Origin of the sequence: Moorena sp. SIO3B2 (genome assembly GCF_010692525.1) — a bacterium.
Classification (GTDB): Bacteria; Cyanobacteriota; Cyanobacteriia; order Cyanobacteriales; family Coleofasciculaceae; genus Moorena; species Moorena producens.
Window position 1 is genome coordinate 1 of sequence record NZ_JAAHHE010000167.1, and the last position, 14,211, is coordinate 14,211.

Here is a 14,211-nt window from a genome sequence, read left to right on the forward strand (position 1 = left end):
CTAAATATCTTTAGCTTTTGGTTTGTCCGTCGCTTTCGGGAGAAATACGACTAATGGCACAAGACCTAAAACCTCTAGGAGACGATTCCCCAGGTTACTTCAACCTCGCGCTACCCAAGCGCTACAACTTTGATAAAATCCTCGCCATTGCTGCCTGGCTTGCCATCTTTTTTGGGCTAGTGATACTGGCAGTATTGCTGATTGATGTTTTTCTCGATGGTCTGCCCCGGCTTAATGGACAATTTATCAGCAGTCCTCCCTCCCGTAAACCAGACCAAGCTGGTATTTTTCCTCCCTTAATCGGTAGTGTATGGCTGTTGGTGATAACAGCAATGGTCTCTTTTCCCTTGGGAGTAGGGGCAGGGATTTTCTTAGAAGAATATGCCACTGACAACCTGTTGACCCAGATTATTGAAATCAACATCGCTAACCTAGCTGCTGTACCTTCAATTATTTACGGCTTGTTGGGTTTACAAGTGTTTGTCCGGTGGTTGGCTCCCATTACTAATGGTAGGAGCATACTAACTGGTGCGCTAACCCTGTCGTTGTTAATTCTGCCCATCATTATTGTTGCCACCCGTGAAAGTCTACGGGCAATTCCCAATAGTTTGCGTCAAGCGGGTTATGCCTTAGGAGCAACTCGCTGGCAAGTGATTCGAGAGCATATTTTTCCTCTGGCTTTACCTGGTATCCTGACAGGAACGATTTTGGCACTGTCAAGGGCAATTGGGGAAACTGCTCCTTTGATTACTATCGGAGCTTTGAGCTTCATTACCAGGCCGCCAATGAACCCACAAGATCCATTTACTGCACTGCCAATTCAAATTTACAACTGGATCTCCCGTCCCCAACAAGCCTTTCACACTAACGCGGCGGCGGCAATTGTGATGTTGATGGTAGTGCTGTTGGTCATGAATGCTGGAGCAATTTTCCTGCGCAATAAATTTCAAACCAATAGATAGTAATTTACAATACCCACTATTAAAATACCGATTCAAAGGAATGGAAAAGTTTTCAGTTTTGATTTCAAAAGTTAACAATTACACAGATGATTTAACTATGAATACCAACCAAGTTATCGAGTCCACAAGTTCTTATTTAGAAGTAGAAGAACCGGTTTTACGGGCTGAAAAAGTTTCCGTCTACTATGGATCATTTTTAGCAGTCAAAGATGTCTATTTAGATATTCCGAAAAACCAAGTTACTGCCTTTATCGGACCTTCCGGTTGTGGAAAAAGCACCTTGTTGCGGTGTTTTAATCGCTTAAACGACCTGATTCCGGGAGCAATGGTAACAGGTAGAATTACCTTCCATGGCGAAAATCTCTATGATAAAAAGTTTGACAACAGCATTGAAGAAGTACGTCGCCGCATTGGCATGGTATTCCAAAAGCCAAACCCTTTTCCCAAATCCATTTATGAAAATATTGCCTTCGGAGCCCGGATTAATGGCTATCAAGGGGACATGGATGAATTAGTGGAGCGCAGTCTCCGACAAGCTGCCCTCTGGGATGAAGTCAAAGATAAACTAAGACAGAGTGGTCTGTCTCTATCTGGCGGTCAACAACAGCGTTTGTGTATTGCTCGCGCCTTAGCCATTAAGCCAGAAGTGTTGTTGATGGATGAACCTTGCTCCGCTCTTGACCCCATCTCCACCCTCAAAGTGGAAGAACTAATGCACGAGCTGAAAGAAAAATACACCATTGTTATCGTTACCCACAACATGCAACAAGCTACCCGAGTAGCAGACATGACAGCTTTCTATAACGCTAGGGCAACGGAAACAGGTGGTAAACAAGGCTATTTAGTAGAGTTCAATAGAACTGAAGTCATCTTCCAAAATCCTCAGCAGGAAGCCACCAGGGACTATGTTAGTGGGCGTTTCGGCTAAATCCCCCTCACATTTTGCCCTAAAATGGGGCGAAATGTAGCGAAACCTTGTGTTTCAAACCCAACTCGTGGCAGATTTGATCTGAGACTACACATTCCATGGCAACACGCCCGTGGGATTTTTTTTTCTGATGGGGATGCTCCCCCCAGTACCAATTCAAGATAGGATCAAATCTGATTATAAAATTGGATTTGATGTCAATCATGCTAATAAAGCGCTACTTATCAGGTTTTATTGCCCTGGTACTGGTTATGGTTATCGGTTTAACTGGTTGTGCCTCAAGTGGTACAGGCTTAACAGGAGATTACCGTCAGGATACAATAACTGCTCTACAAGAATTAAGACAAGCCCTTGAATTACCAGAAGATTCACCAGATAAGACGGCAATTCGTGAAAAAGCCACTCTACTGATGAATGACTATGCCTCGCGCTACCGCAGAGATAGATCTGTGTCTACCCTCAATTCCTTCACTACCATGCGAACTGCTGTCAATTCCTTGGCTGGTTACTACAGTTCCTATCCCAATCGCCCTTTACCGAAAAAGGTGAAGGATCGTCTAGAGCAGGAATTTTCCCAAGTCGAGCGTTCTCTCAAACGGGGCGCTTAAGCTGTCCACACCTCGCCTATTGTAGGCGAGGCATAAGCCGGGTGAACAAAAAATTGCCAGTATAAACCTGTCCTATCTTCAGGTTTCTTGAGAACATCCCAGGCAAGGGAGGGTAGGATTATCGATGATCTAAAACTATTGGCCAATTCTTTCCCTGCTCCTACCCTAACTCTCGTAATCAGTAAGAATTTTCCGGAACAGTTGCTAAGAGAGCTGAAAACCTTTAAAGGTAATGCCAGCCGTTAGCGGTTAGGGGTTAGACTAATTATTATAGGGTTGATCACTACTAGGGCTTTAGTTAACTAATAATTAATGGAGTATAATCTAAAGTTGACAAATTTAATGATATATGCATCAAATAAAACGATATAGATTTACTTATAGATTTACCTCTACCCCCTCCCTTGGTGTTTCCCTTTCTATCCCTAAACTAGATCATAACTAGCTAAAGCTAATTTTAGAAAAAATCATAGTTAAAAACCCCTGTGCAATAACGGCGGGGATGAAAACGAGTTAGTGACTTGCTGACCCTCTCGTAGTATCCGTTTAGAATCCCTGATGCTGCACCTGGGGGAGATGTCAAAGATATTGAACCAATCGGGGATGAGTTAGCTGGCTTTTGGCTAACTTTCTGTTCTTTTGTAGTGTTTCTAGGAATGTATAACAGTTTTGGTAAACGGAGGCAACACCGGCAAGGTCTACATCGTAGCTTGATTGCCGCCCTTGCAGTAGGAAGTAGTCTGTTGAGTCAGTGTTGGTTGGTACCAACAGCTGAGGCAAAAACAAAAGCTTATTGCCACTTTACTCAGGAAGCGATCGCTCAAAAAGAAAGCTTAAGAGTTAATTCCTTAAAGAATAACTCAGACTCTAAAATCAGCTACCAAACCATTATCCAGGCACACGCCAGTTTCTTACAGCAGTGTCGTTCCCAAACCTGGCCGCAAAATCAAGCAATTTGGGTGCGCTTATATCCCTGTGATGCTCGTCCTGGAGCCCTTGAGGAAACCCTAGACCGTATTGTGAACCAAGGCTACAATCAAGTCTACGTTGAAGTATTTTACGATGGTCGCGTCCTGTTACCAAAGGCAGATAATCGTACTCCTTGGCCGTCAGTCATACAACAACCGGGGACTGAGAACGTAGATTTATTAGCCCAGGCGATTCAAAAAGGTCGTGAACGGGGTTTGCAGGTATATGCCTGGATGTTTACGATGAATTTTGGTTATACCTACGGTCATCGTGCCGAGCGCCAACAGATTCTTGCCCGCAATGGTCGAGGAGAGACAAGTTTGTCTGTAGTTAAGGATGGCTCTCAAGTATTTATCGACCCTTACAACCGACAAGCCCAGGTAGACTACTATGAGATGCTTAAGGGTGTATTAAAGCGACGCCCCGATGGGATTTTATTCGACTACATTCGCTATCCCCGTGGTTCAGGTTCCCAGTCTGTGGCCAGCAGTGTCAAGGATCTTTGGATTTACAGTGATGCAGCTAAGCAAGCCCTATATCAACGGGCTGGTAACAATCAAGGTAAGGAGCTAATTCGGCGCTATCTGAGTAAGGGTTCCATTAGCACTAGGGATATAAAAGCTGTCAAAAAGCTCTACCCTGATGAACAAACCCCCCTCTGGCAAGGTCGCACTCCTTCCCCAAGAGAGAGTACTCGAACTATACAATGGCAGTTGTGGCAACTAAGTGTTGCTCACGCGGCTCAGGGGATATTAGACTTTCTCAAATTAGGCGAATTAGCAGCAGAGCGAGCTGGGGTACAAGCCGGTGCAGTGTTTTTCCCCGATGGCAACCAAGTTGTAGGTCGCATGGGTTATGATTCCCGACTACAGCCTTGGGAACATTTTCCTCGTTCCCTGGAATGGCATCCCATGTCTTATGGTGTTTGTGGTCACACCGGTTGTATTGCTAATTTAGTCAAACGGGTGTTTAAGTGGGCATCGTCGGAAACAGACGTAAAACCAGCATTAGCAGGAACTTGGGGAAGATCTATAAAAAATCGTCCTTCCCTAGAAAACCAGATGCAGGCATTGCGCCGAGTGACACCACAAATTAACTCAGTCAGCCATTTTGCCTTCTCTTGGCAAAATCCAGAATTTGACCGCGAGCGAAAGTTTTGCAGATTATAGCAGTTCTCAATTGGCTGAGGTACTTATGACCTTAGGGGAGTAGGGAGTAGGGAGTAGGGAGTGGGGAGTAGGTTTTTTAGATCAGGGTCAAACCCAACCCCAACCCCCTCATGAAGGCGCTGAATCGCTTCGACACACCCTACACCCTATACTCAAGTCTTTGTTAAAAACCTACTCTTATCAGCCCCTCGACCTCTGATTAAGATTTGCCTAATCGGGATCGTTCCGATTAGGCAATTACTAACTCGGGTTCAGGACGCTTGCTGTTACGAATACCGCTAATTGCCTCTGCGTAATCTGGTGCCTTGAATACAGCCGAGCCAGCCACAATCGCATTCGCTCCGGCTTCTAGCACTTGCCAGGTATTGTTAACCTTGAGTCCCCCATCAACTTCAATCCAGGGAGAAAGACCACGCTCATCACACATCTGACGCAGTTTGCGGATTTTTGGCACAACTTCTTTGATAAAGCTTTGACCACCAAAGCCAGGATTGACGCTCATAATCAGGATCAAGTCACAGACTTCTAGGACGTACTCAATTAAATCCAAGGATGAGGAGGGGTTAAGTACAACACCTGCTTGCTTACCCAATTCTTTAATCTGACACAGAGTGCGGTGCAGATGGGGTGAAGCATTGTGTTCAGCATGAACAGATATAATGTCAGCGCCTGCCTGAGCAAAGTCTGCCACATACTTTTCTGGTTCCACAATCATCAAGTGGACATCCAGTGGCTTTTCGGTAATCGGGCGAATGGCTTTAACAACTAGAGGACCAATGGTGATGTTAGGGACAAATCTACCATCCATGACATCAACATGAATCCAATCAGCGCCTGCGGCATCCACAGCCTTAATTTCTTCTCCCAGTCGGCTAAAATCAGCTGACAGGATAGAAGGGGAAATAACAACTTGCTTTTGGGATAGGGTGTTGCTCATGATTGGAGGTGTTCTCCTGGAAGCTTATTTTTCAGTATTTTAACAAAATCTTTAGATTTTCCCTAACCAGTTGTTGTGCTGCTGAGCTATTTGGGGACCAGTGGGATGGTGACCAGTTGGCTATAAATCACCCCATACCTACGGATGCTTACCTCTAGCAGGTCATTATGAAACTTTTGATAACATGGGCAACAGTTAGTCAGTCTGTACTCTTATGCAGCTGCCTTACTCAAACGATAGAATATCCTGCTTTAATAGAATTTTGGAGGAAATATGACGTCAAATCCCCAAGCATCTGCATATACTCAAAGCAGCACCAATGAAACTACCCTTGAGGATGAAAAACAGCTGAAAGTAGACCTCAAAGTTGATCAACCTGGTGCTATAGCCAAACTCACTGCTCCTGAGCCAGAACTCACCCAACCGTGGCAGGAATGGTTGCAAACTCTTACAGACATTTTGTCACAATTGCCGGAATATATCGGCGGATTTGTTAGCAATTACCAAAAACCCTTGCTTACCATTGGTCTTTTGCTCGCTGGGTTCATGACTGTTAAGATCACTTTGGCGGTGCTGGATGCAATTAACGATATTCCCCTGATGGCACCGTTGTTTGAATTAGTGGGTATTGGCTATACTATCTGGTTTGTAGCTCGTTATCTACTCAAAGTCGAAACACGCCAAGAATTATCAGGGGAGATTCAATCCCTTAAAGGTCAGTTTATAGCTAAAAAGTGATAACTAGTGTGGTGGCATTAGCCCTTGTCAGGTGAGGAGTAAAAAAAATAGGGCATGGACAATCGTCTCAATTGGTTTCCATACCCTATTGCAGTAAATTAGTTTGACACTCCCCGGCCTAAAGGCGCGAGGATTCAAAGCGCGGAGGTACCCTTTTGGGGCATTGCTCGTAACAACTACCAACATGGGGTTGATAGTCCAATTGGCGGTGCCAATTGCCTCTACTCTCTCCGACAGAAATGTCATTGAGTCTACTTTTTTTTTAAGTACTTTGATTCGCTTTCCAAAAAGACTCAGGCGCACGCCTCCTAGGCGAATTAAATTACGGGGTCGCGCCTCTTGCGTGGCATTGGGCTGGAATTGGAGTCTTAGACCGAGTCCCCATTTCGAGTAACTACCATTTAACCAAGGCGTCCCACTGCTGGGAGTTTCACCCTTCCTTTTCGGGTCATTGCGTCTTCTGCTATTATAGCACAAAGCCGTCCGTTGAAGTTACCGTAAGGGAGTTGAGCCTTTATGGTTAGTCTGCTATGGGTAAAAGGGTTAAGTCTTTTGTAATAAGGCTCCACTCCCTAAGGTTTCGTCTCCTAGAAGGACGGGGTTTCAGACCCATTTTTTTTGATGACAGTAAATTAGTGTTTTTTGGCTGTAGCTCCTTGTAGCTATACTAATTAATACCTATCACTTATTTATAAATTAGCGCGATTTATTGGATAATAAAATTCAAACCTCAACTTGCCGAAGCACTGCGCAGGGCTTGAGCTGCTAGATAGAGTTTGTTCCATTCACCCATCACCTGGTTACTTCTCCAGTTAAGATCGTTAGCGATCGCTTCGAAGGTATGACCAGCTTTCAACTTATCCAGCAACTGCTGTTGCTCAGGGGTCAGTTTTTGCTGATATTCTTGCCATTGCCTTGGGGTTAGTCCAAAACTGTGCTCAGTATAGGATGTTTCCAGCCAACTTGCTACTAAGTCTGGTTTGCCTTTTACCCCATTGATGGAAAAGACACGAATGGCATGGTAACTAATTTTTTCCCGTAGACGATAGACCTTCTTGATCGGCCAATTTAGGCGACGAGCGATCGCCTCTTGAGATTGACCTTGCAAGTAAAGTCGCAGCCAAAGGGCCGCCTCAGACCCTAAGTTTTTCTCTAAGTAAGCCTCAAATTCCTTAGATACGGACATCCTTAGGCTTTGTTTCTCTTCCCAAGCCTGCTTATGTTGATAATTAGTAATGGCTTGGTTATCCAATAGACTCACTGGGGCATCGGTTTCCCCTTCCGGATTGATTGACTCTGACACTAAACGTACCATGTCTCCTTCCGGCACATGGGTCATCCCGCCACGTTGAGACCGACGCAGAAAGTTGACAAACCGATAGACAACTAAGGGCTGGTTGCGAATCGGGCGCAGACAATACTCTTCAAGAGTAGTTAATAATAAAGCATTGCGCAGCGGTTCTTCGAAGGTACATTGTCTAATCCAGGCAATTTGCTTTTGGATATAGCGATCGCTATTTAATAATTCCTGAATCACTTCTTGGAGAACATCCACCACAGCCCTTTGGCGATCGCGACTTAGGGACACCCAAGTGCGGATTTTATTGCGTAAGGTAACTAGACTGGCTAAGCGGGTGGTCAAATTGCGATAGGAACGTTCTGGTGGCACCCCCAAGTAACGCTGTTGCAAAATTCTGTAACGATACTCCATGGCTTGGACAGCGATTGCCAGTTTGCTCTGAGTGAGAGTGTCAAACCCCTCTTTATCTTCTCCAATTAACCACTGTACAATACTGGAGCTGATGGCTGGATTTTGGTTTGGACAGTCACTCAACAAGCGCGACTGCCATTCTCTTTCCAGTTTGTCCGCCAACTTTGCCATGACATTGCACTCCTTGGATCCCTGTTTTAAAGTTTGCATGACAACCCTCCCTGTTTCTACTCACTCGAAGTGGGTAGTGACTGCTTTCTATTTGACCACTAATTCCTAGGTATTGGAAGTGATCAAACTCCCATAAATACGCTTACAAAAGTCACACCAGTAGGATGATAGATAGCACGCCTGTCTGGAGATCTAGATCGTCTTTTAGATGTGTTCTAGATCACAAGCCCTAAATATACTTCTGGGACACCCAGCAAGTTTTACCTTCGTAAACTAGGGTAAGCACCACTATTTAGATATCACTGAGAATGATATGAATTATGCTGATAGCAGCCAATTGATATACCGTCACAGTATCTTCATAAGTATTTATCAAGCTTTTAGTGTAAAGGTGTTTAACTGAGTCGTCTACCCTGATAATCTAACCCTGACGATTTAGCTGAGTACACCCGATATCCCGGTAGCTCTTGACCTTAGGGATTACTATTTAACATACCTTCTTGAATCAGAGGAAATGCTCATACCTAATAATGAATATATCAGAAAACACCCATCAGATCAGCTAACTTGATGCTGAAACAGGCACCCTCGGAATTTTACACAGGTTGGAATTACCGCTGTGCCTATGAATTCTATCCTCCAAGCTAGTCAACTGCTAATAAGGAAATCAGGAGTTCCCCATAGACAGTATATCCACCCAGACCTGTCAAAGGTCTGTAATTCTGATATCCCCGTTCGCCGTTGGCGGTTACCTATTGCCTAAAACCTTAATTTTTCGTTTCAGCTGGGTAATTCCTGACTGTTTTGAGAAGGGAAACCTGATATCTTGATAAAGATACTTGTTTTGATCACTATACTTGTTCAGTTAATCATGTCTGACCCATTGTCTCCTGAGGTAAGCGATCGCATTTGTAAGCACATGAACGATGATCATGCTGATGCTGTGGCACTGTATGCTCAGACTTTCGGTAATTCCCCTGATACAGAAGAAGCAGAAATGGTTTCCATTGATGCTCAAGGCATGACGATCATCACAAAAGTTAAGGGGGAGTCTTCCACTGTGCGCATTACGTTTGATCATGTACTTAAAGATTCTGAAGATGCTCACTACACCTTAATTGACATGATCAAACAGGCAAGGCAGTCAATAAGCAACCTGAAGGGGTGACAAGCACCATTGTTAGGCTTGTTTTCACCCCCTCAGGTCACTGACTTTCACTCCCTGAAAAGGTTGAAGATTTACGCTTACCGATACTTTTTAGCTACCATAATCTACCAAAGGTAAACTCTAGCTCGCCAATGCAAGATGCGATCGCATCCAGGGGGTATCTCCCAAAGCCCTCAGGAATATCCCGCGAGCGCCATAAAAATGTCAAAAAAGTTCGTTCCACCGGGATTACAGCGCAACTATTAAACCCTTGGTTTTCGGCTTTAATTTAAGTTACATAATAATCCCTGTCGGTGTTACCCTAATTTAAGTCTAACAAATAATAAGAGTTTTTGGTAGACTCTGCAACATTTTCTCTAGCTGTTTACTAACCCTTTAGGCAGGGTTAGTTTCAGCATGCCGTTGTGATATTCAGCTTCAACCTGATTTCTGTTAATCTTGGCTGGTATTGGAATAACCCGTTTGAATTTCCCATAGCGTAGTTCCGAGCGTACCATACCTATTCCTTTAGTCCTAGCTGCTGACTTGCGCTCGCCACTGATGCAAACAGAGTCTTCGGTCAGTTCAACATCAAGGTCTTTGGCTTCCATGCCTGGAATTTCTAGTGTCAGGTAAACCGCTTTAGGAGTTTCCTCGATCTCTGCATAGGGCATAAACGTCATCCCTGGAAATCCTCCCTCGCCGCTATTCATGAAATGGGTGAGTCGGCGGTTGAGTTCCCGATGCACACTTTCTAGATCTGGCAGATGTTCCGAACGAGTAATAGCCATCATGGTTATCTCCAACTATCCAGTTTTTTTAACCTTCACTTCTAATTTCCGCCCAGTTTATTGTTGCCCAACTAGCCACACTCTAGATAGAAGAAAGTTCCAGACTGGCAGGAATTGATTCACAGAAAATCTTGGGATGTTTGGAAGCCCCGTCTATGCACAACCGGGGTGCTGATTTTAGTATCTGATTTTACTGTTTGGGCTGCGGTGAGCAGATTTTACTCTTTTGAGATCTACTTTTTTGAGATCTATCTATTTTTGAGATCTATTTTTTGAGATCTAATTATGAGTATTTATTTATAATATCTCTATTATAACTTAATCTTATGAAAACTGCTGGACGCTTTGGCAAAGTTGTTTAATATTTTTAATACTAATTTAATATTTTTAATAATCAGAGCCTTGATCAAACACTCTATCATGGCCTAATTAGCTATTGATGCATCAAGACAGGGCATAAGGAACTTCGGATCAGGTAACTTGGCATGGGTTGGGAATACGCCATAGGGAATACGCCATAGGGAATAGGTAAAAAAATCCTGTGTACCGCATTAATATGAGAACCGCTAAATGAAATACTCAAAGATTTCCCCAAATGCCTAAAATTGCGGATCCTGTCACTTGTCTGTGGCAGATAAAACTAGAGAAATGCGATGCTCCAAGCCGCTGCGCGATTGGCCGTAGGCCACGCTAAAAGCGATTGACCGTAGGTCAAGCGGGGCGCGTTCGCAACTAGGGTTGAGATTCCCGGGTAAACGCCTCAAAATTTGTATCAAAAATTACATCAAAAAAATAAACAATAGTATCAAAAATCTATAATCGATCGGTTGATTGTCAACAAGCCCGAAACATTGCTCAATTATTTGCCGTGTTATCCTTGGTGGATTTGAGAGATCTGGAAATTCTCGTTGCGTAAGCAAATGCTCCTGTGATTTTTGTTCAAAGTCAGCGGAAAATTCGTTGAAATAGAACAAAAAAACTGCTTTAGGATTCGATTTATTCGACTTAAAAAAAAATTGAGTTAATTAAATTTTTTATGTTACAATTTATACCAAATTATAGGCGTTTACCCTGGTTGAGATTCCCGACTTCTCCAACCAGCCAGGAATCTTCCCAAACTCGGTTCACCAAAGCTTTTGAAACTCTTCAGGCTGAGAATCCCGAAAATCCCGAAAATCATGACATTCATCGGAATCATCTGGGAAAATCGCTGACGGGGTGACGAAACAGGCTCAAATGCTTGCTATGTAAAGGTTGTACCATTTTATGGTTAAAAAAAGTAGGTCTGTAGACATCCTGGGGGGGCGACATTAGAGCTAAAAAGTAGACTGTATAAGCGACCTAGCTCTCATACCTGTCTTGATGCAATAGCGAGTGGGGGGAACCACGGCAGTCGCTCATGGTTTTGGGTCTGTGTGCGGAACCTGCGTCCGCACCGCTGTTTGCCCCGTGGAGACCCCCAAGACCGTAATGGTGCGTTTTCCGTAGGCGAATTAAATTCGCCACGGGTCGCACCTCTGCATCGCTTTTTATAGGCAGCAATCGCCTCACAATTACTGTTCATGTTTGTTAGGATAAACCAACCTTCTTTTGTCACATATTTTCGATAACTCTTTTTCCATTTACAGGCGACACTAAATCCTTTAACTTTTTTGGTATTTGTAACTTTTACATTTTCAATAAATAAAGATATTACCGGTTTTTATCCACAATTCTTTAAGGAAAACAAACCAGACTTTTTTAGTTCAATCACGATTATTTTAGTATAAAACAAAATTTCAACCCTTGTGTATCTAGCCATTGAGCCAATTTAACCGAACAAAAATCTCGGTCTCCTAAAAACAGAATTTGATAGTTATAAAATAGCCCTATAATATTTAAAATTATTTGTTTTTGCTCTTGAAGTTACCGTAGAACAGTGGAGCCTTTATGGGTAATCGGTTATGCATAAAAGGGTTAACTCTTTTGTAATAAGGCGACCCTGTTCAAGGTTTCGTCTCTGAAATATTGCTTGATACCAACTTTGATAGAAGTTCAAAATAAACAGGTGCGACCCGTGGCGAATTTAATTCGCCAAGGTCAAGCGCACCTTAGGAATTGCTCGGTTTTTATAAATGATACTAATCATTAACAAATTATAGTTTTTCCGGACGAAACCTGATTACGTTGAGCCTTATTTACAAGATTTAACCCTTTTACTCATAGCCTGCCGACATTAAAGGCTCAACTGTCTTACGGTAACTTCAAACCAATTAGTTCTATCGATAGCTAAATAGATTTTTTGCTATGCACGTACATGTTTGATTTATCCATTCTCGAATAATTGGAAACCACAAATATTTGACCTCAAATACTGGCAAAGATAAAAATCTCTGTAGTTTTTTACGTCGTGAGTTAAATTGAATGGGTAAAGGGAGTGACTCTGCGATTTTTTTAATTTTGATATTTTTGGGGTCTTGTCTAATTCTTATTAGAAGGTAAAAAAACAATAATTGAGATTTAGAAAGTAGATTTTTTAGATGTTTTTGATATAATTATGGTAGCATTTTCAATCTTATTGGTCGTATTGACAAGTTATGGCCTATCTTTTTTTACCATAATTCGCTCAATTTAAGATATATCAAGGGTTACAGGGCGCTTGTCGCCCCCCCAGGGCTTTTACTCCTTGATTACGGTCATAAGAACCTCTGAGACTTTTCCCATCTATAGGAACAATCTATCCAGCAATCGAACCGAGCATACTTTGAAGCCATTTAGCCAAACATTGTTCTAAAGCATCGGGATGAATTCTTTTCTCCTTCGGAGACGCTGCGCGAACAAAAACTCGTCGAAAAGTATCATCACTGGGGATACCATTGGGTAAGTCTAAGAATTATTCTAACCATTGTTGTTTGGCAATCCCATAATTTTCCATGTCCTCCCAGCCCTCTGCACCTCCAATGACGGCTAAAATAGCGATTACTAAAATATCTTTTAGGAGGTGTTTTTGAGTTCTTTGGACTCTAGGATCTTCGATATATTCGACATAACTTAATAAGTTAGATTCGATAGCATTGATGGAGTTTAACTGTTGGCTTTTTACTTGTTTACATTCAAAGTTTATTTGGGTTTTTAATTGAGAACCAAAACCCTTAATCATTTGCTATTTATCCGTTTTTAAACTCAGATTAAAACTTGATTATAGTTTGACTTTAATTTTTGGTCTAGGAGGATACTTGAATAGTTTTGTAAAGTACATTTTATACAAAATTATATGAGCTTACCCTGAGGTAATAGGGTGCATCTCATATTTGTAAATCTATAACTAAAAGAAGTGTGGGGAGGGTGGTAAGTGTGGGGAGGGTGGCAGGGCTGTTTCATTCTAAATTGCAATATTTTATGCATTTACGAGGATACGTCTTTTCAGCCTTCGATAATTCCGGTTAGTGATGGCTGAAAGACTGTAAACTCGTTACCTAGATCCAGAATGAAATAACCCTGGGAGGGTGGGGAGATGGGGGAGATTTTTATTAAAGGTAATTGTCATAAAATGATATTAGCTTTCTATTGCCGAAGAGTGTTTTTGCACAAGTGAGATGCACCCAGGGAATAGGGAAACAGAAGGAGGTTTGGGAACTGTGGCGAGTGTGATCTGATTGGCGTTTGAATACTTATAGCCCTTTGCAGATAAGTTAATTATGAAAATGGGACAAAAAAGATAAATTCCACTTCTTAATTGGCAATAATAAATAACTTAGATTGGATGCCAATTGCTCTATTCCCTGTTCCGGTGAACCGCTGTTCCCTGTTCTATAAAAAACCATAAATATGTACTTAACAAAGTCGCAAACCGCTATATTTTATAGCGATTCTCATATTAATGACGTACACAGGATTTTTTCCCTATTGCCTATTGCTAGCTTGCCTATTGCTAGCTTGCCTGTTCCCTATTGCCTATTGCTAGCTTGCCTATTGCTAGCTTGCCTGTTCCCTATTGCCTATTCCCCCGCTGTTCCCTAAGAAGCATTCTACCTAGAATCCCAAATCCACAGCAATACGGTGAGCACAAGCAAATCCCGAAAACGCTACTGCATTTAAACC

General features: G+C 42.6%; 13 protein-coding genes and 1 pseudogene. 6 read left to right on the top strand and 8 right to left on the bottom strand.

What is annotated here, in order from left to right; all coding sequences use genetic code 11:
• The first annotated feature begins 53 nt into the window (after nucleotides 1–53).
• The 4 genes from pstA to F6K38_RS25525 all read left to right on the top strand — a co-directional run bounded on the left by pstA (nucleotide 54) and on the right by F6K38_RS25525 (nucleotide 4,636).
• Complete coding sequence (gene pstA, locus F6K38_RS25510) at nucleotides 54–962, top strand: phosphate ABC transporter permease PstA (RefSeq protein ID WP_287357896.1); 909 nt, start codon at nucleotides 54–56, stop codon at nucleotides 960–962.
• A gap of 97 nt (nucleotides 963–1,059) precedes the next feature.
• Nucleotides 1,060–1,890, top strand: a complete 831-nt coding sequence (gene pstB / locus F6K38_RS25515) for a phosphate ABC transporter ATP-binding protein PstB (RefSeq protein WP_287357898.1) — start codon at nucleotides 1,060–1,062, stop codon at nucleotides 1,888–1,890.
• 203 nt (nucleotides 1,891–2,093) lie between these two features.
• Complete coding sequence (gene psb27 / locus F6K38_RS25520; RefSeq protein WP_008179714.1) at nucleotides 2,094–2,498, top strand: photosystem II protein Psb27; 405 nt, start codon at nucleotides 2,094–2,096, stop codon at nucleotides 2,496–2,498.
• Nucleotides 2,499–3,154: 656 nt separating this feature from the next.
• Nucleotides 3,155–4,636 carry a family 10 glycosylhydrolase gene (locus F6K38_RS25525; RefSeq protein WP_287250970.1) on the top strand — a complete coding sequence of 494 codons (1,482 nt, stop codon included), beginning with the start codon at nucleotides 3,155–3,157 and terminating at the stop codon, nucleotides 4,634–4,636.
• A 229-nt stretch (nucleotides 4,637–4,865) separates the two neighbouring features.
• Here F6K38_RS25525 and rpe read toward each other — a convergent pair whose 3' ends face one another.
• Nucleotides 4,866–5,573 carry a ribulose-phosphate 3-epimerase gene (gene rpe / locus F6K38_RS25530; protein WP_287250969.1) on the bottom strand — a complete coding sequence of 236 codons (708 nt, stop codon included), beginning with the start codon at nucleotides 5,571–5,573 and terminating at the stop codon, nucleotides 4,866–4,868.
• Nucleotides 5,574–5,846: 273 nt separating this feature from the next.
• Here rpe and F6K38_RS25535 point away from each other — a divergent pair, with 273 nt between their 5' ends.
• Nucleotides 5,847–6,311 carry a CAAD domain-containing protein gene (locus tag F6K38_RS25535; protein ID WP_008179709.1) on the top strand — a complete coding sequence of 155 codons (465 nt, stop codon included), beginning with the start codon at nucleotides 5,847–5,849 and terminating at the stop codon, nucleotides 6,309–6,311.
• 27 nt (nucleotides 6,312–6,338) lie between these two features.
• Here F6K38_RS25535 and F6K38_RS25540 read toward each other — a convergent pair whose 3' ends face one another.
• Both F6K38_RS25540 and F6K38_RS25545 read right to left on the bottom strand, forming a co-directional pair.
• A complete protein-coding gene (locus F6K38_RS25540; RefSeq protein ID WP_008179708.1) occupies nucleotides 6,339–6,788 on the bottom strand; it encodes a hypothetical protein in 450 nt (149 codons plus the stop codon).
• 253 nt (nucleotides 6,789–7,041) lie between these two features.
• On the bottom strand, nucleotides 7,042–8,232 hold the full coding sequence (locus F6K38_RS25545; protein ID WP_008179707.1) for a HetZ-related protein 2: 1,191 nt from the start codon (nucleotides 8,230–8,232) through the stop codon (nucleotides 7,042–7,044).
• Nucleotides 8,233–9,064: 832 nt separating this feature from the next.
• Here F6K38_RS25545 and F6K38_RS25550 point away from each other — a divergent pair.
• The gene (locus tag F6K38_RS25550; protein WP_008179706.1) at nucleotides 9,065–9,361 is read left to right on the top strand and encodes a DUF2470 domain-containing protein; all 297 of its coding nucleotides are present in this window, start codon (nucleotides 9,065–9,067) and stop codon (nucleotides 9,359–9,361) included.
• Between the two features lie 94 nt (nucleotides 9,362–9,455).
• On the opposite strand, the gene F6K38_RS25555 is transcribed toward F6K38_RS25550, so the two are convergent.
• From F6K38_RS25555 to F6K38_RS25575, 5 genes and pseudogenes are all read right to left on the bottom strand, one after another.
• Entirely contained in the window at nucleotides 9,456–9,584 is a 129-nt protein-coding gene (locus F6K38_RS25555) for a hypothetical protein (protein WP_287265105.1), read from the bottom strand.
• 133 nt (nucleotides 9,585–9,717) lie between these two features.
• Nucleotides 9,718–10,131 carry an Hsp20/alpha crystallin family protein gene (locus F6K38_RS25560; RefSeq protein WP_008179705.1) on the bottom strand — a complete coding sequence of 138 codons (414 nt, stop codon included), beginning with the start codon at nucleotides 10,129–10,131 and terminating at the stop codon, nucleotides 9,718–9,720.
• A 1,066-nt stretch (nucleotides 10,132–11,197) separates the two neighbouring features.
• Entirely contained in the window at nucleotides 11,198–11,320 is a 123-nt protein-coding gene (locus tag F6K38_RS25565; protein WP_287263509.1) for a hypothetical protein, read from the bottom strand.
• Nucleotides 11,321–11,472: 152 nt separating this feature from the next.
• Nucleotides 11,473–11,637 (bottom strand): hypothetical protein, encoded by a 165-nt coding sequence (locus tag F6K38_RS25570; RefSeq protein WP_154659676.1) that lies wholly within the window; start codon nucleotides 11,635–11,637, stop codon nucleotides 11,473–11,475.
• 1,144 nt (nucleotides 11,638–12,781) lie between these two features.
• Nucleotides 12,782–13,270 (bottom strand): annotated as a pseudogene (locus F6K38_RS25575) (ISAs1 family transposase); the annotation flags it as partial.
• Nucleotides 13,271–14,211: the final 941 nt, after the last annotated feature.

Bases quoted from the DNA above. Each gene is read 5' to 3' on its own strand.
- pstA (WP_287357896.1), top strand. From the start codon at position 54: ATGGCACAAGACCTAAAACCTCTAGGAGACGATTCCCCAGGTTACTTC.
- F6K38_RS25525 (WP_287250970.1), top strand. From the start codon at position 3,155: ATGTATAACAGTTTTGGTAAACGGAGGCAACACCGGCAAGGTCTACAT.
- F6K38_RS25535 (WP_008179709.1), top strand. From the start codon at position 5,847: ATGACGTCAAATCCCCAAGCATCTGCATATACTCAAAGCAGCACCAAT.
- F6K38_RS25545 (WP_008179707.1), bottom strand. From the start codon at position 8,232: ATGCAAACTTTAAAACAGGGATCCAAGGAGTGCAATGTCATGGCAAAG.
- pstB (WP_287357898.1), top strand. From the start codon at position 1,060: ATGAATACCAACCAAGTTATCGAGTCCACAAGTTCTTATTTAGAAGTA.
- F6K38_RS25560 (WP_008179705.1), bottom strand. From the start codon at position 10,131: ATGGCTATTACTCGTTCGGAACATCTGCCAGATCTAGAAAGTGTGCAT.
- rpe (WP_287250969.1), bottom strand. From the start codon at position 5,573: ATGAGCAACACCCTATCCCAAAAGCAAGTTGTTATTTCCCCTTCTATC.
- psb27 (WP_008179714.1), top strand. From the start codon at position 2,094: ATGCTAATAAAGCGCTACTTATCAGGTTTTATTGCCCTGGTACTGGTT.
- F6K38_RS25550 (WP_008179706.1), top strand. From the start codon at position 9,065: ATGTCTGACCCATTGTCTCCTGAGGTAAGCGATCGCATTTGTAAGCAC.
- F6K38_RS25565 (WP_287263509.1), bottom strand. From the start codon at position 11,320: ATGAATGTCATGATTTTCGGGATTTTCGGGATTCTCAGCCTGAAGAGT.